21 protein-coding genes are annotated in these 21,219 nt (G+C 65.4%); 9 read left to right on the top strand and 12 right to left on the bottom strand.

The features are described 5' to 3' along the window. The first annotated feature begins 12 nt into the window (after positions 1 to 12). Together RAM60_RS03425 and RAM60_RS03420 are read left to right on the top strand one after the other, a co-directional pair. Positions 13 to 2,766, top strand: a complete 2,754-nt coding sequence (locus tag RAM60_RS03425) for an ATP-dependent DNA helicase (protein WP_369025559.1) — start codon at positions 13 to 15, stop codon at positions 2,764 to 2,766. Then, the gene (locus RAM60_RS03420; RefSeq protein ID WP_369025560.1) at positions 2,763 to 3,290 is read left to right on the top strand and encodes a SixA phosphatase family protein; all 528 of its coding nucleotides are present in this window, start codon (positions 2,763 to 2,765) and stop codon (positions 3,288 to 3,290) included. Before RAM60_RS03425 ends, RAM60_RS03420 begins: the two co-directional genes overlap by 4 nt. A 3-nt stretch (positions 3,291 to 3,293) precedes the next feature. Here RAM60_RS03420 and RAM60_RS03415 read toward each other — a convergent pair whose 3' ends face one another. Continuing rightward, the gene (locus RAM60_RS03415) at positions 3,294 to 4,298 is read right to left on the bottom strand and encodes a L,D-transpeptidase family protein (RefSeq protein ID WP_369025561.1); all 1,005 of its coding nucleotides are present in this window, start codon (positions 4,296 to 4,298) and stop codon (positions 3,294 to 3,296) included. Positions 4,299 to 4,354: 56 nt separating this feature from the next. Further along, on the bottom strand, positions 4,355 to 4,792 hold the full coding sequence (soxR, locus tag RAM60_RS03410; protein ID WP_369025562.1) for a redox-sensitive transcriptional activator SoxR: 438 nt from the start codon (positions 4,790 to 4,792) through the stop codon (positions 4,355 to 4,357). Positions 4,793 to 4,905: 113 nt separating this feature from the next. Here soxR and RAM60_RS03405 point away from each other — a divergent pair, with 113 nt between their 5' ends. Beyond that, positions 4,906 to 5,280, top strand: a complete 375-nt coding sequence (locus RAM60_RS03405) for a VOC family protein (RefSeq protein ID WP_369025563.1) — start codon at positions 4,906 to 4,908, stop codon at positions 5,278 to 5,280. A gap of 161 nt (positions 5,281 to 5,441) precedes the next feature. Next, entirely contained in the window at positions 5,442 to 6,701 is a 1,260-nt protein-coding gene (locus RAM60_RS03400) for a Xaa-Pro dipeptidase (protein WP_369025564.1), read from the top strand. Here the strand turns inward: RAM60_RS03400 and RAM60_RS03395 are convergent. The 3 genes from RAM60_RS03395 to ubiA are packed head-to-tail and all read right to left on the bottom strand — an operon-like array spanning position 6,676 to position 8,584. Continuing rightward, positions 6,676 to 7,002 (bottom strand): ArsR/SmtB family transcription factor, encoded by a 327-nt coding sequence (locus RAM60_RS03395; protein WP_369025565.1) that lies wholly within the window; start codon positions 7,000 to 7,002, stop codon positions 6,676 to 6,678. The genes RAM60_RS03400 and RAM60_RS03395 overlap by 26 nt on opposite strands. 47 nt (positions 7,003 to 7,049) lie before the next feature. Beyond that, the gene (locus RAM60_RS03390; RefSeq protein WP_369025566.1) at positions 7,050 to 7,670 is read right to left on the bottom strand and encodes an SOS response-associated peptidase; all 621 of its coding nucleotides are present in this window, start codon (positions 7,668 to 7,670) and stop codon (positions 7,050 to 7,052) included. Further along, positions 7,670 to 8,584: a 4-hydroxybenzoate octaprenyltransferase gene (ubiA, locus tag RAM60_RS03385; protein ID WP_369025567.1), complete on the bottom strand. Its 915-nt coding sequence runs from the start codon at positions 8,582 to 8,584 to the stop codon at positions 7,670 to 7,672. The genes RAM60_RS03390 and ubiA overlap by 1 nt, the downstream gene beginning before the upstream one ends. Positions 8,585 to 8,623: 39 nt before the next feature. On the opposite strand from ubiA, the gene RAM60_RS03380 reads away from it, so the two are divergent. The 3 genes from RAM60_RS03380 to RAM60_RS03370 are packed head-to-tail and all read left to right on the top strand — an operon-like array spanning position 8,624 to position 11,110. Next, entirely contained in the window at positions 8,624 to 9,379 is a 756-nt protein-coding gene (locus RAM60_RS03380; RefSeq protein WP_369025568.1) for a 16S rRNA (uracil(1498)-N(3))-methyltransferase, read from the top strand. A gap of 41 nt (positions 9,380 to 9,420) precedes the next feature. Beyond that, positions 9,421 to 10,791 (top strand): glutamate--cysteine ligase, encoded by a 1,371-nt coding sequence (locus tag RAM60_RS03375; RefSeq protein ID WP_369025569.1) that lies wholly within the window; start codon positions 9,421 to 9,423, stop codon positions 10,789 to 10,791. A gap of 16 nt (positions 10,792 to 10,807) precedes the next feature. Beyond that, on the top strand, positions 10,808 to 11,110 hold the full coding sequence (locus RAM60_RS03370; protein ID WP_200983163.1) for a putative quinol monooxygenase: 303 nt from the start codon (positions 10,808 to 10,810) through the stop codon (positions 11,108 to 11,110). Here the strand turns inward: RAM60_RS03370 and RAM60_RS03365 are convergent. The 5 genes from RAM60_RS03365 to RAM60_RS03345 all read right to left on the bottom strand — a co-directional run bounded on the left by RAM60_RS03365 (position 11,070) and on the right by RAM60_RS03345 (position 16,776). Next, on the bottom strand, positions 11,070 to 12,425 hold the full coding sequence (locus RAM60_RS03365; protein WP_369025570.1) for a methyltransferase family protein: 1,356 nt from the start codon (positions 12,423 to 12,425) through the stop codon (positions 11,070 to 11,072). The genes RAM60_RS03370 and RAM60_RS03365 overlap by 41 nt on opposite strands. Before the next feature lie 56 nt (positions 12,426 to 12,481). After that, a complete protein-coding gene (locus tag RAM60_RS03360) occupies positions 12,482 to 13,831 on the bottom strand; it encodes a BamB-related PQQ repeat family beta-propellar protein (RefSeq protein WP_510640174.1) in 1,350 nt (449 codons plus the stop codon). 29 nt (positions 13,832 to 13,860) lie between these two features. Beyond that, on the bottom strand, positions 13,861 to 14,655 hold the full coding sequence (locus RAM60_RS03355; RefSeq protein WP_369025572.1) for a tetratricopeptide repeat protein: 795 nt from the start codon (positions 14,653 to 14,655) through the stop codon (positions 13,861 to 13,863). A 115-nt stretch (positions 14,656 to 14,770) separates the two neighbouring features. Next, positions 14,771 to 15,913, bottom strand: a complete 1,143-nt coding sequence (locus tag RAM60_RS03350; RefSeq protein WP_369025573.1) for a glycosyltransferase family 4 protein — start codon at positions 15,911 to 15,913, stop codon at positions 14,771 to 14,773. Beyond that, positions 15,910 to 16,776 (bottom strand): alpha/beta fold hydrolase, encoded by an 867-nt coding sequence (locus tag RAM60_RS03345; protein ID WP_369025574.1) that lies wholly within the window; start codon positions 16,774 to 16,776, stop codon positions 15,910 to 15,912. Before RAM60_RS03345 ends, RAM60_RS03350 begins: the two co-directional genes overlap by 4 nt. Positions 16,777 to 16,850: 74 nt before the next feature. On the opposite strand from RAM60_RS03345, the gene RAM60_RS03340 reads away from it, so the two are divergent. Beyond that, positions 16,851 to 18,242 carry a protein adenylyltransferase SelO gene (locus tag RAM60_RS03340; protein WP_369025575.1) on the top strand — a complete coding sequence of 464 codons (1,392 nt, stop codon included), beginning with the start codon at positions 16,851 to 16,853 and terminating at the stop codon, positions 18,240 to 18,242. Positions 18,243 to 18,323: 81 nt separating this feature from the next. After that, the gene (gene astD / locus RAM60_RS03335; RefSeq protein ID WP_369025576.1) at positions 18,324 to 19,739 is read left to right on the top strand and encodes a succinylglutamate-semialdehyde dehydrogenase; all 1,416 of its coding nucleotides are present in this window, start codon (positions 18,324 to 18,326) and stop codon (positions 19,737 to 19,739) included. Between the two features lie 9 nt (positions 19,740 to 19,748). On the opposite strand, the gene RAM60_RS03330 is transcribed toward astD, so the two are convergent. Continuing rightward, positions 19,749 to 20,459 (bottom strand): hypothetical protein, encoded by a 711-nt coding sequence (locus tag RAM60_RS03330; RefSeq protein WP_369025577.1) that lies wholly within the window; start codon positions 20,457 to 20,459, stop codon positions 19,749 to 19,751. 213 nt (positions 20,460 to 20,672) lie between these two features. After that, a complete protein-coding gene (locus RAM60_RS03325; protein WP_369025578.1) occupies positions 20,673 to 21,173 on the bottom strand; it encodes a glycine zipper 2TM domain-containing protein in 501 nt (166 codons plus the stop codon). Between the last annotated feature and the right edge of the window lie 46 nt (positions 21,174 to 21,219).

Here is a 21,219-nt window from a genome sequence, read left to right as displayed (position 1 = left end):
CATGGTCGAATCGTGAGCGCCCCGCTGCCCCTCCCTTCCCTCCACGCGAGCCACGCCGGGACCTGGCTGCGCGATGCCAACGGCAGCACGCGCGGCTGTTCGAAGGGCGAGGCTGTCATGGCCGCGGCCGATACCCCGCTGCTGATGATGAATGCCCCGCTGGTGGCAAGCAGGCTGGGCTATCCGGACCTCTCCGGCCTCGACCTGCTCGAGCTGTTCGCCTTCGTCCATCCGGCAAAGTTCTGCGTGCCGACGCCCAAGGGTCTGGCCCACGCGCTGGGGCTGGAGGAGCCCGTCGACGACGCAGGCGTGCCCTTGCTCCTGCAACAGGCGGCAGGTGCGCTCGTCGCCACGTGCGAGAGCGATAGCTGGGAACAACGCGAAGGGGCCTGGTCGACCCTGCAATCGCTCGCGCGGCTGAGGTGGCCCTGGGCCGGTGTCCTCGCCCCGCATATCCGCCAGCCGGAGAAGGCCGAGAAATGGCTCTTCTCCAAGCTTGCCGAATGGGAGGAAGCACCCGACCGCCCCCAGCCGCAGCAGGTGCTGATCGAGGAAGCCGAGATCGAAGGCCAACTCGCCCGGCTGACGGGAGAGGGCGCCGAGCAACGCGACGGCCAGCGGCTGTTCTCGCGCGATGCGGGCAGCGTGTTCGCCCCGCGCGACCGCGAGCGGCGACCGCATATCCTCCTCGCGCAGGCCGGAACGGGCATCGGCAAGACACTGGGCTATCTGGCACCCGCATCGCTGTGGGCGCGGCTGTCGGGCGGCACGGTCTGGGTCTCGACCTACACCAAGAACCTCCAGCGCCAGCTGCGCCGCGAAAGTGCCCGCGCATGGCCCGCGACGCGCCCCGACGGCTCGCCCCCCGTGGTGGTTCGCAAGGGGCGCGAGAACTACCTCTGCCTGCTCAACCTCGAGGATGCGTTGCAAGGCGGGTTTGCCGGACGCCCCGCCATCCTCGCGCATCTCGTCGCGCGCTGGGCGGCCTATTCGCAGGACGGCGACATGATCGGCGGCGACCTGCCCGGCTGGCTCGGCACGCTGTTCCGCAAGCGCGGCATCGCGGCGCTGACCGACCAGCGCGGCGAGTGCGTCTATGCCGGGTGTCCGCACTACCGGAAGTGTTTCATCGAGAAGAGCGCCCGCGCCGCGGCACAGGCCGACCTCGTCATCGCCAACCACGCGCTGGTGATGGTCAACGCCGCGCGCGGGCGCGATGCGGCCAACCGCCCCACTCGGATCGTCTTCGACGAAGGGCATCACGTCTTCGATGCCGCCGATTCCACCTTTTCTGCCGCGCTCACCGGAGCCGAGGCGATCGAGCTTCGGCGCTGGATCGTCGGGCCGGAGAAGAACAGTCGCGGTCGCAGGCGCGGGCTGGCCGCACGGCTCGCCGATGTTGCGAGCTATGACGAGGCCGGAGGCGACGCGGTGGAAGCGGCGGTCGAGGCGGCGCACGCCCTCCCCTCCGACGGCTGGCTCGGGCGGCTGGTCGAGAATGCCCCGATCGGGCCGCTGGAAGAACTGCTCGCGCAGGTCCGCGCCGTCACCTACGCGCGCGACGAGAGCGGACAGGAGGCGGGATACGGCATCGAGACCGAGACCGCACAGCTACCCGGCGAGCTGGTCGAGGCCGCCGGTGCCGCCGCGCAGGCGCTGGCCGAAATCCGCCAGCCGCTGTTGAAGCTCGCCGGGCGGCTCGAGGCAGTGCTGGAAGACGCGCCCGACTGGCTCGACGGACAGGGCCGCGCCCGTATCGAGGGCGCACGCCACTCACTTGCCTGGCGCATCGACCTGATCGCTGCTTGGGAAGCATTGCTCGGACGACTCGGCGGACCGGCGGATCCCGAGTTCGTCGACTGGCTGGCGGTCGATCGCAATGACGCGCGCGAATTCGACGTCGGTCTCTATCGCCACTGGCTCGACCCGATGAAGCCCTTCGCCAAGGTGGTGCTCGAACCGGCGCACGGCGTCATGCTGACCAGCGCCACGCTGACCGATCGCGACGAGAGCGGTCCGGACTGGGAGCATGCCATCGCCAAGAGCGGTGCGCTCCACCTCGACCTGAAGCCGAAGACCGCGCAGGCGGACAGTCCGTTCGACTATGCGAGCCGGGCCGAGGTCATCATCGTCACCGACATCCGCAAGGGCGACATCCCGGCCATGGCGGGCGCCTATGCCCGGCTGATCGAGGCAAGCGATGGCGGCGTGCTCGGCCTGTTCACCGCGATCCGCCGGATGCGTGCAGTCTATGGGCGTATTGCCGACCGTCTCGCCCGCGCAGGACTGCCGCTCTATGCGCAGCATGTCGATCCTATCGACACCGGCACGCTGACCGACATCTTCCGCGACGACCCGCGCGCCAGCCTGCTCGGCACCGATGCCCTGCGCGACGGGGTCGATGTTCCGGGAGAATCCTTGCGCTGCGTGGTCATGGAAAGCGTCCCCTGGCCGCGTCCGACCATCCTCCACCGCGCCCGCCGCGCCGCTGCCGCCGAGCAGGAAGGCGGTGCCCAGCGTTACGACGACCGGATCATTCGTGCGCGGCTCGCACAGGCATTCGGACGCCTGATCCGCAGCCGTGACGATGCGGGTCACTTCGTCGTCCTCTCACCAGCCTTCCCCACCCGGTTGCTGTCCGCATTCCCCGCGGGCACGCCAGTCATACGTATGACATTGGAAGAGGCTTTACAGCGGGTCGCACAAGGTGTTGGAGGGACGCGAGAGAGCGTTGTGTCCGACGAAGCGGAGAGCCAGACCCAGTGAAGATCCTCGGCCTATTGCGGCATGCCAAGTCCGACTGGGGGCAGAGCGACAAGCGCGATTTCGACCGGGGCCTCAACGATCGCGGCCACCGCGGCGCGCAGGTCATCGGCGACCATATCCGCGACCACGGGGTCAAGTGGGACCTGCTCCTCGCCAGCCCGGCCGAGCGCGTGAAGCTGACCCTCGCCGATGCCCTGCCCGACCTCGAACCCGTATGGGACGAGCGGCTCTATCTCGCCGGGACCGACACGATCTGCGACGTGATCCGCGACCATGGCGGCGACGCGAAGGCGATCCTGGTGTCGGGCCACAACCCTGGCCTCGGCGACATGGTCTTCGAAATGGTCTCGCCCAAGAACGAAAACGCCCTGTTCGACGAGGCCAAGGTCAAGTTCCCTACCGCCGCCTACGCAGTGTTCGAACTCGCCATCGACGACTGGGCCGACCTGCGCGAAGGCTGCGGCAAGCTGGTGCATTTCGCGCGGCCGCGGGACTTGGACCCCGAACTGGGGCCGGAGTATTAGTCCCTAGAGCGCGTCGGCAGTTTCGATGGCACTAAGCAACGAGAGTTGCTTTCCGCTGTTGTGGGCCCCGACACTGGCCGAGGTCACGAGCACAGTGGCACCCGGCTCCATCAGACTGTGCAGCCGGCGATGGAACTCCTTCGGCATGCGCAGTCGCTCAAGCATGGTCGCGTCAACCGCATGGTGCCCTTCGCCCTCGTGACCGGGAACGCCGACGAGCATCCAGTGAGGCTTGCCGTCCTCACCCTTCTCCAGGATCGCCACGTGGGTGCCATCACGATCTCCCTCGATGACTGCGCGTGATCGGGCAATCTCCTCACCGTTTCGCATGACGACGATGCGTTCGTCGGATGTCGAAACAACGATGGAAAGCGGCCCGGTTTGCGGGCCATCATCACGCCACTGCCAATTCTTGTCGTCGGGCAACGGCTGGTGGAGCGCCGCACCGCCACCTTCCGCGATCGGCGCCAGCACACCGCCCGCTCTCGCATGGATCGGTGTCCCAGCGCGGCCTGTCACAACGACCGTACCGCCCATATCGGTCACTGCGAACAGGGCCTTGGCGAAGGCATAGGGCAAGTGCACGCAACCGTGACTTTCCGGGTATCCGGGCAATCCGCCCGCGTGGAGCGCCACACCATCCCAAGTCAGCCGCTCCTGGAAATACATCGGTGCATTGTTGTAGGTGCTCGAGTGGTGGTTCGCATCTTTCTGGAGAATGGTGAAAACACCCGTCGGCGTCTCATGACCCGGCTTACCGGAAGAAATCGTCGAAACGCCAATGTTGATGCCGTTGCGATATATGAACGCGAGTTGGCTTGTCAGGTCCACCAGTACCGTGACGTGTCCGCCGCTGGCGGCACCCGGATCCCATACCCACTGCCCCGGCTTCAGCTTTTCCGGCGCAGTCGCAAGCTCAATGGCTTCCGAGACCTTGGAGCCTTGTGCGACCAGCGGCATGGCAAGGCTCAGGGCTACGATGGCGAAGACAGACCGATGTATGCGCATTAAACCTCCCCCAAGATCACGAGCATCATGCCTCGGTTCGAGCACCAGTCAATCGCCTAAAGCAGCACCCGCGGCCCCGCACCCTTCTCGGCCCATTTGTCGCCGGCATTGAACAATGCGCATTTCTTCAGGCTCAGGCACCCGCAGCCGATGCAGCCGTCGAGGTCCTCGCGCACTTTCTCAAGCTGGGCGATTTGCGCGTCGATGCGCTGGCGGATGGTGCCGCTTATGCGTTTCCAGTCGGCGGCATTGGGCGTGCGACCCTGCGGCAGGCGCTTCATCGCCTCATCGATCTCCGACAGCGACAGGCCCAGCTTCTGCGCAATCATGATGAAGCTCAGCCGGCGGATGTCGCTGCGCAGGAAGCGGCGCTGGTTGCCATTGGTCCGCCAGGGCTCGACCAGCCCCTTGTCCTCGTAGAACCGGATTGCCGAGACACTCAGGCCCGTGCGCGCGGCGAGTTCGCCGATGGTCAGGAGGTCGTTCGCTTTCATCGATTACAGCGATAGCGATTTTGCAGCTTGACCTCAAGTCAGGTTGAGGTTGCACAAGTCGGCGCATCGCATGTCGCCACACTCTCAACCTCCGGCGGCAAAGGAGATGCACAATGGCCCACGGCAATATCGAACACGTCAACATCACCGTCACTGATCCCGAACGCAGCAAGACCTTGTTCGAGGACCTTCTCGGGTGGAAGGAGCGATGGCGCGGTCCCTCGCTGATGGGCGGGCGGACGATCCACGTCGGCGATGCGCACAATTACGTCGCCATCTACACCAACGACGCTGCGAAGGGCGGCTTCGCCAAGGGCGTGCCGCTGAACCATGTTGGCCTGCAGGTCGACGATCTCGACGCGGCCGAGAAGGTCGTGCTCGGCCATGGGCTCGAGACCTTCAGCCACAGCGAGTACGATCCGGGACCGAGTAGCTTCTACTTCTTCGACTGGGACGGCATCGAATTCGAGGTGGTGAGCTATGAATGAGGTCATCCCCCGCGCGCCAATGTTTGCGCAGCCGCTCTTCCCGCGCCGCAAGAAGGAACTGAAGAAGCGCGAGGACCGCCCTACCCCGTTTCCAACCCGGCCTGTTCGTGTATGAACTTTCCCCAAGGGGCGCGGATCTCGCGCCCCGCAGGGGAATCATCATGAAGCTTGCCGCCTGCGCCTCCGCGCTTGCCCTTTTCGTAGCCGCTCCGCTCGCTGCCGAAACGGTGGCCGTCACCGCCGACCGGTTGCTCGATGTCGAGAGCGGCAAGTACATCGCCGATCCGGTCGTGGTTATCGTCGACGGGAAGGTTTCGGCGGTGACGTCGGGCGGCGCGGTGCCGGATGGCGCGACGCATATCGACCTTGCCGGCAAGACCCTGTTGCCCGGCCTCATCGACATGCACGTCCACCTCGACGGGCGGCCCGAGTACGGCGGCTACACCGGCCTCCAGTTCACCGACAATTTCGCAACCGTCCTTGGCGTCGTGAATGCCGAGAAGATGCTGCAGGTCGGTTTCACGACCGTCCGTAACGTCGGCGACGGCAACTACAACGTGAAGGCGATCGACGAAGCAATCGAGGAAGGCTGGATACCGGGCCCGCGCATCGTGACCGCGAACTATGCACTCGGTGCGACCGGTGGGCATTGCGACGAAACCTATCTCCCGCCCAGCTTCGGCGCGAAGAGCCCCGGCGTTGCCGATTCTCCCGAGGAATTCCGCCTCCGGGTACGTGAGCAGCGCAAGTATGGCGCCGAAGTCATCAAAGTCTGCGCAACCGGCGGCGTATTCAGCCGCAACACCGAGCCGGGGCAGCAGCAACTCCACGAAGAGGAACTTCGCGCGATTGCCGAAGAAGCGCATTTCTGGGGCCTCAAGGTCGCCGCTCACGCTCACGGCGCGGCGGGCATCAAGGCCGCGATCAAGGCGGGCATCGACACGATCGAGCATGCCAGCCTGATCGACGATGAAGGTATCCGCCTCGCCAAGCAGCATGGCACCTGGCTGTCGATGGACATCTACAACACCGACTACACCCAGCGCGTGGGCCGTTCTAACGGCACTCTGGAAGACAATTTACGCAAGGATCGCGAGATCGCGCAGGCCCAGCGCGACAATTTCCGCAAGGCGCACCAGGCCGGCGTCGGCATGGTCTTCGGCAGCGACGCGGGTGTGATGCCGCACGAGGAAGTCGGTGGCCAGTTCGCGGTCATGGTCGAATACGGCATGACCCCGATCGAGGCGATCCGCGCGGCGACGGTCAATGCGGCGCAGGCACTGGGCCAGTCCGGTCAGGTCGGCGTGGTGAAGCCGGGATCATGGGGCGACCTGATCGCCGTATCGGGCGACCCGCTGGCAGACGTAGGCGAACTCGCCGACGTCGATGCCGTGGTCAAATCCGGTGTGCGGGTGAAGTAGCGGGGCGCTGCGAGCGGAAACCCGCAATCGCACCCATCGGTACATCCTCGAACCGGCCGAGCCAGCGGCGGGCCATTTTCGCCAGCGGTACGGGATTGAGGTAGTGCCGCTTGCACCGCCCGTCCCTCTCGCTTGCGACAAGTTCGGCCGCCTCGAGCACCGCCAGGTGCTTGGCCACCGCCTGTCGGGTCATCGGCAGGTCTTCGGAAAGGTCGGACAGCGTCAGCCCGCCTTCCTCGCTCAGCCGGTCCAGCAGGAGCCGGCGTGTGGGATCGGAAAGGGCGACGAAGGTGTCCGTCATGAAAGGGAGGCTATTCCTCCCTTTCCGAGTCGCTCAAGTTTTCGGGGTCAGAGCAAGCCGACTTGTCCACGACCGGACCACGGCTCCCCCGTTCGGTCGAGGGTCAGCTCTCCCTCCCACGGACGGCACAGGTCAAAGGCTTCTTGCGGAGTCCCGCCGGTCCAGGTGGCGATATCGTCCTCGGCCAGCAGCACCGGCATGCGCGTGTGAACCTCTGCGGCGAGGCCGGCGGCATCGGTCATCACCATGGAGTAGACATCGCCCCATTCCTCGCTGGTGCGCCAGATGCCCGCAACTGCGAAGAGTTCTGCATCCGGGCGCGAGAGCCAGCTGCGGGTCATCGATCCCTTCTTCCCCTCGGCCTCGGCCCATGCCGTCACCGGGATAATGCAGCGCCGTTCCTCGAAGCTGTAGCGCCAGAAGAAGCCGGAGAGCTTGTCGGTGCGGGCATTGTTGACCGGCTTGGGCTTCAGCGGCTGGCCGTTCTTGCCCTTGAGCACCAGCGGGAAACCCCAGCTCATCTGGCGCAAGCGGGCTCCCTCGACGACTGCGCCGGGATATCCGGGATAGACCTCCTCACCGAAGTTCGCGCCGCCGAGCTCGTTGACCACATCGAACCACTTGGCGACCTCGTCCTTGTTCTTGGTCATGCGGTAGAGGTTGCACATCAGGCGTTCCCCACGATGAAGCAGGCGATGGCGACCAGTGCGCCCGTCCAGCGGTTGGAACGAAAGCGGTCGAGCGGATTGGCACCGTCCTCTGGTTCGAGCGTCACGACCTGCCAGACAAGGTGGCCCGCAGCCGGCAGCAAGGCGAGCAGCGCCACCCAGTCCGCGCGATAAAGCCAGAAGGCCAGCGCCCAGAGCCCGATCGCCCCGGCATAACATCCGGCGACGCCGCCCTTCACGTGCGCGCCCATGCGCAAGGCGGAAGACCGGATTCCGACCAGCGCATCGTCCTCGCGATCCTGCAGCGCATAGATCGTGTCATAGCCGATCACCCAGAGCGCCGCGCCCGCATACATTGCGGCAAGCGCGTCCCAATTGTCGGCCCGCAATTCCGTCCAGCCGACCAGCAGCCCCCAGGTGAAGACCATGCCGAGCCACGCCTGTGGCCACCAGGTGATCCGCTTCATGAAGGGGTAGGCGGCCACGAGGGCAACGCTCGCCAGCGCAACGCCCTGCGCCAGCGGTCGCAGCTGCAGCAGCACCAGAAGTCCGACGAGGCAGAGCGCGAGCAGCCATCCCCATGCCAGCTTCTTCGACACCCGTCCGCTTGCCACCGGCCTCACCGCCGTTCGCGCCACCTGCCGGTCGAGGTCGGCATCGACAATGTCGTTGTAGACGCACCCAGCCCCGCGCATGGCGATACTGCCGAGCAATAGCCAGAGCACCAGCTCGACCTGCCATCCCGCTCCCGTCAGCCACACGCCCCAGGCACACGGCCAGAATAGCAGCCACCACCCGATGGGGCGGTCGAAGCGGGCAAGCTGGGCCAGGTCGCGCGGCAGTTGCGGCAGGCGCGCAATGATCCCGCGGTGCTCGGTGTCAGGGACGATTTCGGGGGCAGCGGCGTCGCTCATCGCTTGCTCCCTACCTTCCACCGTGCCACCTGCAAAGCCATGCCCGCAACACCCGCATGGCCGCCAAAGAGTGCTCCCCGCCTGTTCGTCGATAGTCCTATCGCCCTCGACTTGCCGGTGCATGTCGAAGGCAACAAGGCACATTACCTTGGCAAGGTAATGCGCGTCGCGCCGGGTGATGCCGTGATCCTGTGTGACGATACGACCGGGGAATGGGCTGCGGAGGTGGTGGAGGCCGGCAAGCGCCACGTAACCCTAGCCCCACGCGAACTGCTGCGCGAGCGTGAGCCGGTGCCCGATTTCTGGCTCTGCCCTGCGCTCCTGAAGAAAGACCGCTTCGACCTCGTGCTCGAAAAGGCAACCGAGCTTGGCGTCGCGCGGATCGTGCCCGTCGTCACGCGGCGCTGCGTTGCCGACAAGCTCAACGCCGAACGCGCCCGAGCAGTCACAACCGAGGCCGCCGAGCAGTGCGCCCGCACCGCACTCCCGGAACTGGGCGAGCCAGTGAAGCTCGACACCCTGCTGCGCGACTGGCCACAGGACCGCCATCTGTTCTTCGCCGACGAGAACGGCGGAGAGCCAGCAGCTGACGCATTCTGCTATGCCGAGGGGCCTGCTGCCCTGCTGGTCGGTCCCGAAGGCGGCTTCGACGAGGCCGAGCGCGCCGCGATCCGCGCGCATCCCGCCTCGGTCGCGATCAGTCTCGGCCCCCGTATCCTGCGCGGCGAAACGGCCGCGATAGCCGGCGTGGCAGTGTGGATGGCCGAGGCTGGCGACTGGATCGACGAAGAATAATTTCCTTTCCACGCAAGGTTCGGTTTTCTAACGCAACCGGCATGAGCACACGCGACACATCCGCCAAGGACGATCCCATCATCGAGTCGCGTGACCAGCTGGTCCTGCCGATGCAGCAGGGCGAGAAGCCCAAGGACGCCTGGCGCATCGGTACCGAGCACGAAAAGCTCGTCTACTGCCGCAAGACCTTCAAGGCCCCGTCCTATGACGAGCCCGGCGGCATCCGCGACATCCTCCTGGCACTGACCGAGTTCGGTTGGGAACCGGTCGAAGAGAACGGCAAGGTCATCGCCATGCGCGGCGAGGACGGCACCGTGAGCCTTGAGCCCGCCGGACAGCTGGAACTTTCGGGCGCGCCACTGGAAAACCTGCACCAGACCTGCGCCGAGACCGGGCGACACCTGCAGCAGGTGAAGGAAGTCGGCGAACGTTTCGGCGTCGGTTTCCTCGGCCTCGGCATGTGGCCGGACAAGACCCGTGAAGAACTGCCGATCATGCCCAAGGGCCGCTACGACATCATGCTGCGGCACATGCCGCGTGTCGGCAGCCTCGGCCTCGACATGATGCTGCGCACCTGCACGATCCAGGTGAACCTCGACTATTCTTCCGAAGCCGACATGGCGCAGAAGTTTCGCACCAGTCTCGCGCTCCAGCCGCTTGCGACCGCGCTCTTTGCCAATTCGCCCTTCCTCGAAGGGAAACCCAACGGTTACCTGTCGTATCGCAGCCATATCTGGAGCGACACCGACCCCCACCGCACCGGCATGATCCCCTTCGTCTTCGACGAGGACTTCGGATACGAGCGATACGTCGACTACATGCTCGACGTGCCGATGTACTTCGTCTTCCGTGACGGGAAGTACATCGATGCGGCGGGCCTAAGCTTCCGCGACTTCCTCGATGGCAAGCTGTCGGTCCTGCCCGGCGAGAAGCCGACACAGAGCGACTGGTGGGATCACCTGTCGACCGCCTTCCCCGAAGTGCGCCTCAAAAGCTTCCTTGAGATGCGCGGCGCCGATGGCGGCCCGTGGAGCCGCATCTGTGCCCTTCCCGCCTTCTGGGTCGGACTGCTCTACGATCAGGGCGCGCTCGATGCCGCGTGGGACCTGGTCAAGGGCTGGTCGATGGACGAGCGCGAGGCCCTGCGCAACGCGGTGCCGAAGCTGGCGCTCGATGCCGAAATCCCCGGTGGCGGCAAGCTGCGCGACCTTGCCCGCGAGGTACTGAAGATCTCCCGCGCTGGCCTCACCGCACGCGGCAAGCTCAATTCCTCCGGCGATAACGAGACGGGCTTCCTCGAAACGCTCGACGAGATCGTCGCAAGCGGGAAGGTCCCGGCGCAGGTCCTCCTCGACCGTTACAACGGCGAATGGGGCGGAGACATCAAGCGCGTCTACAAATACAGTTTCTGAGCGAGGGAGAGCGGCGATGATCCAGATAAACGGTACCATCAAGCTGGCAGGCGATGCGGGACAGGATGTGATCGATGCGGTAGTAGCGATGGTCCGCGCCAGCCGCGCGGAAGATGGTTGCTACGATTACACCTTCGCCCGCGACCTTGCCGATCCCGATACGCTGATCCTGTTCGAACGCTGGCGCGATCGTGAAGCACTCGCCGCGCACGGGGCTTCGGCGCACATGAAGGAATTCCAGAAGGTGATGGCGGCGAACCCGCCGGTCGCGCGCGACCTCAGGATGTACGAGACGGACGAAGGCCAACCGCTCGGCTGAGCATCTCCGCCGCGCGCGTCAGCGGCGCGGTCAGCAGCCCGTGTTGCGCCATGAAGGCGTGATATTCGCGATATTTGGGATCTTCGCGAAGGAGGTGCGCCTCCTCGGTCTTCGCGCGCCAGTAGTAGATGCCGTTGACGACGAAGAGGAAGAAGGTGTTGCGGATCGCCTCCACCGGGTTGCCGGTCGACACCAGGAACGGCAGCGTCGCGCACCACCAGAAGAGGTTCTTGGAGACATATGCCGGATGGCGCGTGAAGCGGTAAGGCCCATTGGTCAGCACGCCGCGATAGGTCAGGTTCGAGAAACGCAGGCCGAAAGCAAACGTCGCCCAGGCATAGGCTGCAGTGAGTGCCACCAGCAGAATGGCCCAAGCGCTCAGCAGGGCCGGATTGCCTTCCATCCAGTAGATCCAGCCGGGCGTGTTCTGCTCGTAATTGATCGCTTTCCCGTCACCGAGGATGCCCCAGACAAGCGGCGGATAGCAGATCAGCGCAGCCGCCCAGCCACCGAGGAAGGGATTCCCGCTGCGGATATGCGCGTCGAGCGGACGCATTGTGACGATGTAACCAACCGTGCCGATGATCACGTCGACCATGAACATCGCCTCGATCACCGTCAGGGCGAGTTGGGCAGGGTTCTGCGCCAGCATGGCAAAGTCCGCGCTCACCACATGATCGAAGGCGAAGGGCGTTATCGAAATCATGAAGGCGGTGAAGAACCCCTTGATGATCCAGGTGCGCCAGTGCGCCTTGACGGCTTCGAGCTCCCATCCTGCCTGGCGCGTTAGCAGTGCACCGAAGTGCCAGGCGTGGTCCCTCGGTTGCGTCATGTAGCGGTCGATCCACATGACATAGGGGACCGACAGGATAACGACCGGAATGGCCGACCATGCGAGCACGCGGATGGCGAAAACGTAGTTCCCGCTCCAGTACCAGCGGCACAGGCAATAAAGCGCCGCGATGATTGCCCAGGTGGCCCATATCCCGAACAGCTTGGTCCAGGTGATACGGCGATCGGGCTTGCGCGATTTGGCGAGCCCCCAGTCGAGGCCCGTCGAGGGGCGCAGGTGGACCTTGTCGACGAAGATGGACCACAGCGCCATCGGCAGGGCGGCGGCGAACAGTGCAGCAAGCGCCGCGTGCGGTCCCGACATCACCTGATGCGGTCCGGGCAATTGCAGCGCGTTGGCGATCGCCGGGTATGAGCGCGCGAAAGCGACCCAGCCGAACAGGCCGGCAAGGCCCATCAGCCCGACCGCCGCCGAAACGTCGCTTTCCGGCCGCGCCAGCCTTTCAGTGGATACGTCGCCCATCTTGCCCCCGCCCTTACACGAGAATGGTTAACAGGGCGGCGGCAGACGGTCCAAAATCAGCGGAAGGCGGTGATCCGGCCGCTGTCGTCAAGGACATAGAGCGTCTTGTTGGCCACGATCGGTGCCAGCGTGACCGACTCGCCGATGTCCTGGAACAGGCTCGCCGAACCCTCGGCAGTGCTGATCTTGTAGATCTGGCCTTCCGAGTTCACGGCCCACAGGTTGTTGCCGGCGAGGACCGGTCCGTTCCAGAAGATCTGGCCCTTCTCGTCCTTCATGTCGCGCCACTTCGGCAGCTGCGTCAGCCAGCGTACCTTGCCCGAGCTGCGGGCAATCGCCAGCAGGCGCGCGTCGTCGGTGAGGGTGAAAATCCACTCGCCGGCGATAGCGGGGGTGGAAATGCCCGCAAGGTTGAGTTCCCAGATACGCTGTCCGGTCACCAGCTCGTAAGCCGCCATGCGACCGCCCTGGCCGAGTGCATAGACACGGCCCTGGTCGATGATCGGGTCGGCGTCGATGTCGGTGAGCGACGACACCGAGGTCGAAATCGATGTTTTCGCCAGAGCATCGGCCCACAAGGTGCGCCCGTTCTCGTATCGGTGCGCGATGAGTTCGCCCGAGCTGTAGCCTGCAATCACCGTACCTTGTCCGGCTGCGGGCGCGGCCACGCCGAAAACGCCTGCCAGCGTCGAGGAACCCGATTCCTGCCACTGGACCGAACCGTCGGCCAGGCTGAGGGCGAAGATCTGGTTGTCCTGGCTCATCACGAAGGCGAGGCCAAAGGCGATGGTCGGTGCACCGCGCAGCGGACCGCCGGGCTTTACCTTCCATTGCTGCGCTCCGTTGCCGGCATCGAGCGCGACTACGTTCCCGGCACCATCGGTCATGTAGACCTTGCCGGAATCATAGCTGGCGCCGCCGCCGAAGGACGAAGGCTTGAGGTCGCTCGCCATCTCTGCGGCATAGCTCCAGCGGCGCGCACCGGTCTGCGCGTCGAACGCCGTCAGTTGTCCGTCGCTGCCGACGGCGAAAAGCTTTCCATCGCCGACCACTGGAGCCGAGCCAAGACGGCGCGTCTTGCTGGTACCTTCAACCTGCGCGGTGAAGGCGCGGGTCGGTGTCGCCGAAAGAGCAAGGTGTCCGTAGGACTTGCTCGCGGTGCCGCCGGCCTGCGCCCAGTCTGCATTGACCTGTTCGGGCGGCAGGACCACGGCCACGCCTGCAAGCGCAGGGTCGACCGAAGTGCTGGTGACGATCTTGGAAAGGATCGGCTGGCGTTCGCCCAAAGTCGGGGTCTGTTTCTTGTCACCCTTCCCGAACAGCCCGCCACTGCAGGCCGCAAGGCCGAGGGCAAGGGCTGCTACCACTGCGCCACGCGAAATCGACTGTCGATCCATCCGTACCATCTTCCGTTCGTTCCGGCCCCGAAAGGCGCTTATTGTCCTGCCGCGGGCGCTTCGGCCCCGGCATCGCGTTCAAGACCCTGCTCCCTGAGCAGCGCATCGACGTCTTCGATTGCATCGACGCCCAGCACGCCGGCCATCTGGCGCGCGCGCGACCTGAGCGTTTCGGGTACTTCATCGTCCTTGGCGATCTGGGCGAACATTGCGCCAGCCTCGGCGCGTTTGCCCATGTCGAGATAGGCATGGGCGACCATTTCGCCCGCGCTCCCGAAATAAGGGTTCCCTGGCACCGCCAGCGGCTTGAGCGCGGCGATGATGTCGGCGCTCTTCATGGCGTCGTACTTGACCGAAATTTCCCGCACCTTGGCAAGGTCGCGCATGACCTGCGGGGCGCTGTCATCGGCCGCAACGGCGGCGAACAGCTTGGCTGCTTCTGCGGGACGTTGCTGCTGCGCGGCGATGCCAGCACGGATCATCCCGGCGGCGGCGGATGCCGCGCCTTCCTTTGCGCCGGCAAGTTCCTCGAGGCCATCATAGCCGCTTTTGAGGTTGCCGACGCCGACCTGATCGAGTGCACCGACGAGCACTTCGGAGTTCTTCTCCATCGCCGCTTCCTGGCGGCTCTGCCAGAACAGGTAGCCGCCGAACCCGACGAGCCCGGCAACCACGACGCCCAGCAGGGGCTTGCCCCACTTGGTCAGGAATTCCTCCGTATCGCCCTGGCGAACGGCATCGTCCACCTCGCGCAGCAGTGCTTCCTGCTCTGCGGCGTCTCGCTGGGCGAGCTTGTCTTCGCGGGTCATCGGGGTCTTGGGTGTGAGGGCCACTTGGGGCGGGCTCCGCTTGGGTTGTGAAAGGTTCGCGGGTCTTTAGGCAGTGCGCAGGTCAAGGGCAATGGTGCAACCAACCTGTCCCCGTCCGAGTGAACCGGGCATGAAAGCTCTACAAATCCCGCCGCATGGCACTGGAATAGAGCCGCCGGTAGGTCGCGACCATCTTCGCCTCGTCGAACTGCGCCACCGCCTTCTTCCGGTTGGCCTCGCCAAGGCGCGATCGAAGTTCCTTCGAGAGCGACAGTTGCAGCAGGTTTTCGGCCAGTTCCGCCTCGTCACCGGGTGCGGAGACGTATTCCGCATTCTCGTCCGACACGATGTCGGCGATATCGCCCACCGCCGGGGCCGCGACCGGGAGGCCTGCTGCCATCGCCTCGACCACGGACAGGGGAAACTGCTCGGAATCGCTCGACAGGGCGAAGATGTCGAACAGGCCGATCACGCGAGCAGGATCATCGACCGCTCCGGGCAGGTGGACGCGGTGATTGACACCCAGCCGGTCAGCCTCCGCCTCAATCGCCGCGCGCGCCTCGCCCTCGCCCAGGATGACGAGGTGCCAGTGTTCCTGCAGCGGGGCAAAGGCACGCACCAGGCGCGGCAGGTTCTTGATCGTCCTCAGGCCAGCCAGCGTGCCGACCCACATTTCGCCCGGACGCTTGATGGTCCGCAACACGTCCTTCTTGGGGCGCATGGCGAAAGCCTTGGTGTCGATACCGTTGGGAATGCGCTTCACGCGGCCCAGCGGCTGCTGCCAATCGACCAGCGCGATTTCCTCGAGCTTCTCCGATGGCACGACCAGTCCGGCCGACTTTCCCAGCGCGACGCGGCGATACCAGGTGCGGCTGGTCTTCAGCTTCCTGAGTTCGCTTTCGTCGAAGCCGTCCTCGTGATGGATCAGCGGCGGCAGATTGTGCAGGTCCTTGAACAGCGTGTGCGCCATCACCGCGTCCATCGCGCCCCAGTTGTAGGTCAAGACGAGGTCGTAACCCTTCATCGCCCTTGCGATCTTCTGCAGGCGGCCGGGAAGCGGCAGGCCCTTCAGGCTGGGAAATTCCGGCTGCAGGATGACGTGGATACCTTTGGCGATGCCATCCGCAGCGCCCAGCCGCTCGGGTTCGGCGGACACAATCGTGTGGCGTGCCTTAGATCCGAAAGCGTTGATCAGCTGGACAGTGCGCCGCTCCTTGCCACCGGCGGCAAAGGTCGACTGGAGGTGGAGTATGTGCGGAACGCCGCCGTTCTTCGCGCTCATGCAAGTCCTGCAAGGAAACTGTCGATCGCCGCCCGGGCCTCTGGTTCGTCGAGCGTGGGCGCATGACCTACTTCCGGAATCGTCGCCGCTGCCGCTGCAGGGGCACGTCTGCGCATTTCGGCGAAGGCTGCCTCGCCTAGCAGGCCCGAAATCCCTCCGCGCAGCATCAGCAGCGGCTTGGCGGCCAGCGTCTCGAAAGCGGGCCAGAGGTCGGGCGGGACCGCGTTTTCGTCGGCCGCAAGGATCGGCTCGGCGATCTTCATGTCGTAGTCGAACACGATGCGCCCGCCGCTCGACAGGGTCAGCGTGCGCTTGGCCATGGCAATCCACTGTTCGGTATCGAAACGCGGGAAGGTCGCCCCGTGAACTTCTTCGAGAGCACGGGCGGCATGCATCCAGGTGGGGAAGCTGCGCCCTTGCCCGACATAGCCCTTGATCGTGTCGAGGCCGCTGGTCTCGAGAACCGGACCGACGTCGTTGAGCACGGCACCGGCAATACGCTGCGGCTGCAATGTCGCGAGGATCATCGTGATCAGCCCGCCCATCGAGGTCCCGACCGACACGAAGCTCTCGATCCCCTCCTGGTCGAGCAGGGCCATCAGATCGCCGACATAGGTGGGCACGGCATAGGTGGCCGGGTCGTCCGAATAGTCGCTGTCCCCGCGTCCCCGCATTTCGGCAACGATCACGCGCCAACCCTGTGCAGCGATGTGGGGTGCCAGCGCCTCGAAATCGCGTGCATTGCGGGTCAGGCCATGCAGGCAGATCACCGGCGGGCGCGCATCGCTGCCGGGGTAATCGCGGAAATGGAGGGTGAGACCGTCGGCGCTCTGCCAGGTGCGGTCGGTGTAGCTGTTGTCCATTGCTGGCGGCGTTCGTCCCGTCGCTGGTTGGTGGCGCCCTTGTGCCGGACGCCTTCACCCCCCACTATCGCGACATGCGAGGAGAACCGCAAGCCGCGAGCTATCGCCCCGATCCTGCAATCCTCGAATTGTCAGACTGGCTCGGCGATCCGGTCGAGGCAGCCGATTTCCCCGAGACAAGGCTGCGCTTCCGCAACGATCGCCATGCTGCAAGCATCGGCCTCGCCGAGATGTCGGACGAGGAGTGGGTGGCGCATTTCGGACGCTTCGAGCCGCTGGAGGGCAATCTCCCGCAACCGCTCGCCCTGCGATACCACGGCCACCAGTTCCGCGTTTACAATCCCGAACTGGGTGACGGGCGCGGTTTCCTCTTCGCCCAGATGCGCGATAGCGAAGACCGGCTGCTGGACCTGGGCACCAAGGGTTCGGGACGCACGCCGTGGAGCCGCGACGGCGACGGGCGGCTGACGCTGAAAGGCGCGGTGCGCGAAATCCTCGCGACAGAGATGCTCGAGGCGCTCGGGGTCTACACCTCGAAGACGTTCAGCGTAGTGGAAACCGGCGAGGCGCTGCAGCGCGGGGACGAGCCCTCGCCGACGCGCTCGGCAGTGATGACCCGTCTTTCGCACGGTCACATCCGTATCGGCACCTTCCAGCGGCTCGCCGTGTTCGAGGAGCGCGATCACATGGCGCAGCTGGTCGATTATTGTCTCCATAGGTTCCCTGGTCCCGCCGCGAGCGGGACAGACGAAAACCCCGCCGCCACGCTGCTGGGACAGGTCGTGGAGCGCCTTGCCGACCTTGCCGCAAGCTGGATGGTCGCGGGCTTCGTCCACGGCGTCCTCAACACCGACAACATGAACATCTCGGGCGAGAGCTTCGACTACGGCCCGTGGCGCTTCGCGCCGCGCTGGGACCCGGGCTTCACGGCCGCCTATTTCGACCACCAGGGCCTCTACGCCTTCGGCCGCCAGCCCGAGGCGCTGCACTGGAATTGCGGGCAGCTGGCCGTCGCATTGCGCCAGCTGTCCGATGCCCCGCCGCTGATTGCCGCGATGGAGCGCTTCGGCCCTGCCTATATGGAAGCGATCGGGCGGCGTTGGTGCTGGCGTCTTGGCGTCGAATCGCGCGGGCCGGAAGACGATGCCGCCCTCGTCGCCGCATGCGAGGCGCACTTGCGCGAAAGCGGCGAGAGCCCCGACGCTTTCTTCTTTCGCCACCGCGGCGGCCGGGGAACCCAGGGCAGCCTCGCCAAGGCGCTCGCCACCTACCAGCCGATCGACGCGAACCACGATTACTGGTCAGAGGAACAACCCCAGTCGATGCTGATCGAAGAGGTCGAATCGATCTGGTCCGCCATCGACCAGCGCGACGACTGGAGCGTGCTCGAAGCCAAGGTGGCTGCCCTGCGGCGCATGGGTGAAGCGCACGGGACCCCGCCGGGACCCCTTGGCCATGCGGGTTAGTTACATAAATGGATATTTGACCGCTTGCCTCGCCTCGCACATAGGCGCGGGCATCCGGGATCGCGACGCGGGAAGGTAGAAGTGTCTAGCAACGAACTGGTTTCCTTCGAGCCTGCAACCGGTGCCGAAATCTGGCGCGGCACGGCGGGCAATGTCGAAGCAGTCATCGACCGCGCGGCCGGTGCCAAGGCAGAGTGGGCGCGCACGCCGCTGGGCAACCGCATCGAACTGCTCCGTCGCTTCGCCAATACCGTCCGCAAGCACGCCGAGCCCTTCGCCGAACTCATCGCCCGCGAAACGGGCAAGCCCCTGTGGGAAGCCCGCACCGAGGTCGAGGCGGTCATCGCCAAGGTGGAGATTTCGGTAACCGCCTATGCCGAGCGCACCGGCCAGAAGAAGCTCAACAGCGCCCTCCAGGGAACAGCGGCGCTGCGCCACAAGCCGCATGGAGTGATGGTCGTCCTCGGCCCGTACAACTTCCCCGCGCACCTGCCCAACGGCCACATCGTCCCCGCGCTGATCGCGGGCAATGTCATCATCTTCAAGCCGTCGGAGAAGACGCCGGCGGTGGGCGAATTCCTGACCCGTTGCTTCCACGAGGCAGGCATTTCCGAAAGCGTCATCCAGTGCATCCACGGCGGCCCGGAAGAAGGCAAGGCGTTGGTCGAGCACGATGCGGTCGACGGCGTTCTCTTCACCGGCTCCGCGCGCGCGGGCATCGCCATCAACCGCAAGCTGGCGACCAACCCGGGCAAGATCGTTGCGCTGGAAATGGGCGGCAACAATCCGATCGTCGCCATCGACACGCCCAAGCTCGAAGATGCGGCAGTCACCATCATCCAGTCCGCCTTCACCACCGCAGGCCAGCGCTGCACCGCAGCGCGGCGCCTGATCATCGTCGATTCGATGTTCGACAAGCTGGTCGCCGAGGTTAAGCGCCTGACCGAGCGGCTGATCGTTGACGAACCCTTCGCCGAACCCCAGCCGTTCATGGGCTGCGTGATCGACAACCAGACGGCGGACCTGCTGTCCGAGAGCTTCGTCGCGTTGATGAACCGTGGTGGACGCCCGGTCATGCACATGAAGCGCAAGGACGAGAGCCTTCCCTTCCTCAGCCCAGCCATCCTCGATGCGACCGACATTGCCGAACGTCCCGACATCGAGTTGTTCGGCCCGCTGCTGCAGGTCATCCGCGTGGCCGATTTCGATGCCGCCATCGCCGAGGCCAACAACACGCGTTACGGCCTCGCCGCTTCGCTGATTGGCGGCGGTCCGAAGGATTTCGAGCATTTCTGGACCGAGATCCGCGCCGGTGTGGTGAACTGGAACCGCCCGACCAACGGCGCATCCTCGGCCGCGCCGTTCGGCGGCGTCGGCCTCTCGGGCAACCATCGTCCCGCAGCCTTTTATGCCGCCGATTATTGCGCCTATCCGGTAGCGAGCACGGAGATGGAGCAGCCGCGCGCCAACATCGGCGTGGGCCTCAAGGACGCCTGACGCCCGTCCTCACTCGGACGTGACGAGGTCGATCTGCGTCACGTCCGAAGGCAGGCGCGTGGCGTAGACGACGACGGCTGACTTGCCCTTGGTGCCGCTGAGGATGTTCGCCTCACCCTTGAGCACGTGTTCGACCGCGTAGCCTGCCGCCGTCGCGCGCGAGGCATAGAAGGCAAAGATCTCGTCGATCTCCACCGGGGTGAGGAAGGTCACGATGCGCAGTGCGCAATCGCCCTCGTCGGTGCCAGCTGCCTCCTGCGTATTGCCGCGCGGATAGACGGGGAAAGTGGCTGGCAGCTTAGCCGCCCAGGCCGCACCGTATTCGACGCTATCGGCGCAGTTCGCTCCGCCCGGCGTGACGGCTGCCTTGGCGGCGGCGACCATCGCCTTGGTGTCGGGGGCATTCGCGGCGAGTTGGCGCGCGGCCGGTGCAGGCTTCATGTTTGCCGTGCCGCCAACCAGTTCTACCGCCCTCGTCCGGGCAGCTTCGATTGCGCGGGTGCTCTTGTCGATTTCCGGAACCGCGTCATTGCCGGTGCCCGAAAGCGCCGCGCCCGCCTCGTTGCGGTTGGCAAGGTCCGGGTCGGTCATTAGCTCGTCATTGAGCGCCTGCTGGCTGGCCGGATCCATCGCCTCGCCCTCTTTGGGACCGGTGGCATTGTCACCGCAGGCCGAAACCAGCGCCAAGGCGGCAAGGGCAGAAATCGGACGCAGATTCATGGGGTCTCCCGCTATCGCTTGACGTTGTCACTGGCGCGGGACGCCTCCCGACGCCAGCCACCAGCGCCAGCTGCATCATAGCGGGACGGTGGTAGTCCCAAAAGGTAAAGGGCGCCGCCCGCCCCCGGAATTGGAGACAGACGACGCCCTCACGGCTCGGTGGAAGCCGTGCCTCGGGCCGTGGGTGGGCACGACCGAAGACTGGTGTTCAGTTTATCCGCAGCGGGTGCTGGAGCGGTCGATCGCACGACCCAGCAGGGCGCCGCCGGCAGCGCCGAGGATGGCGCCAAGGGTCCGATCCCCGCCGCGACCTGCCACTTCGTGACCGATCAGGGCGCCGACGCCCGCGCCGACCAGCAGGCCGGTGGTGCCATTTTCCTTGCGGCAGTAATAACGGCCGTCATTGCCGCGCCAGATGCGCGTGTCGCGGTAGACCGGCTCGCCATAATAGCGGTCGTAGCCCATGTAGTAGGGACGCGAGTACGAGCGATAGCGGCGGTCGTCGTAACGATTGTAGTGACCGTATTCCTCATATTCACGATAGTGCTTGCGATGGCCCTTCTTCTTGCCGTGCTCGTAAGTCATGTCGCCATAGGCGGCATTGGCGTGCGCGACGGCCGACGCGTGGGCATCGGGGGCGGCGGCGGCGGGCATCGACAGGGTCATGCTCGAGGCCGCAAGTGCAATGGCGGTGGTGCGGAAAATCTTGGCCATTTTGCGGTTCCTTCTGGTTTCTTCAGGCGGTGAGACTCGGTGTCTG

The organism is Qipengyuania sp. RANM35 (assembly GCF_041021145.2).
GTDB classification, from domain to species: domain Bacteria; phylum Pseudomonadota; class Alphaproteobacteria; order Sphingomonadales; family Sphingomonadaceae; genus Qipengyuania; species Qipengyuania soli.
Note: the sequence above shows the minus strand (reverse complement) of the source record. Positions and strands in the feature narration are given on the sequence as shown.

Bases quoted from the DNA above. Each gene is read 5' to 3' on its own strand.
- RAM60_RS03340 (WP_369025575.1), top strand. From the start codon at position 16,851: ATGCGAGGAGAACCGCAAGCCGCGAGCTATCGCCCCGATCCTGCAATC.
- RAM60_RS03380 (WP_369025568.1), top strand. From the start codon at position 8,624: ATGCCCGCAACACCCGCATGGCCGCCAAAGAGTGCTCCCCGCCTGTTC.
- RAM60_RS03345 (WP_369025574.1), bottom strand. From the start codon at position 16,776: ATGGACAACAGCTACACCGACCGCACCTGGCAGAGCGCCGACGGTCTC.
- RAM60_RS03350 (WP_369025573.1), bottom strand. From the start codon at position 15,913: ATGAGCGCGAAGAACGGCGGCGTTCCGCACATACTCCACCTCCAGTCG.
- ubiA (WP_369025567.1), bottom strand. From the start codon at position 8,584: ATGAGCGACGCCGCTGCCCCCGAAATCGTCCCTGACACCGAGCACCGC.
- RAM60_RS03330 (WP_369025577.1), bottom strand. From the start codon at position 20,459: ATGAATCTGCGTCCGATTTCTGCCCTTGCCGCCTTGGCGCTGGTTTCG.
- soxR (WP_369025562.1), bottom strand. From the start codon at position 4,792: ATGAAAGCGAACGACCTCCTGACCATCGGCGAACTCGCCGCGCGCACG.
- RAM60_RS03375 (WP_369025569.1), top strand. From the start codon at position 9,421: ATGAGCACACGCGACACATCCGCCAAGGACGATCCCATCATCGAGTCG.
- RAM60_RS03365 (WP_369025570.1), bottom strand. From the start codon at position 12,425: ATGGGCGACGTATCCACTGAAAGGCTGGCGCGGCCGGAAAGCGACGTT.
- RAM60_RS03400 (WP_369025564.1), top strand. From the start codon at position 5,442: ATGAAGCTTGCCGCCTGCGCCTCCGCGCTTGCCCTTTTCGTAGCCGCT.
- RAM60_RS03405 (WP_369025563.1), top strand. From the start codon at position 4,906: ATGGCCCACGGCAATATCGAACACGTCAACATCACCGTCACTGATCCC.
- RAM60_RS03390 (WP_369025566.1), bottom strand. From the start codon at position 7,670: ATGTGCAACCTCTACCGCATGACCAAGAACAAGGACGAGGTCGCCAAG.
- RAM60_RS03360 (WP_510640174.1), bottom strand. From the start codon at position 13,831: ATGGTACGGATGGATCGACAGTCGATTTCGCGTGGCGCAGTGGTAGCA.
- RAM60_RS03415 (WP_369025561.1), bottom strand. From the start codon at position 4,298: ATGCGCATACATCGGTCTGTCTTCGCCATCGTAGCCCTGAGCCTTGCC.
- RAM60_RS03395 (WP_369025565.1), bottom strand. From the start codon at position 7,002: ATGACGGACACCTTCGTCGCCCTTTCCGATCCCACACGCCGGCTCCTG.
- RAM60_RS03325 (WP_369025578.1), bottom strand. From the start codon at position 21,173: ATGGCCAAGATTTTCCGCACCACCGCCATTGCACTTGCGGCCTCGAGC.
- RAM60_RS03370 (WP_200983163.1), top strand. From the start codon at position 10,808: ATGATCCAGATAAACGGTACCATCAAGCTGGCAGGCGATGCGGGACAG.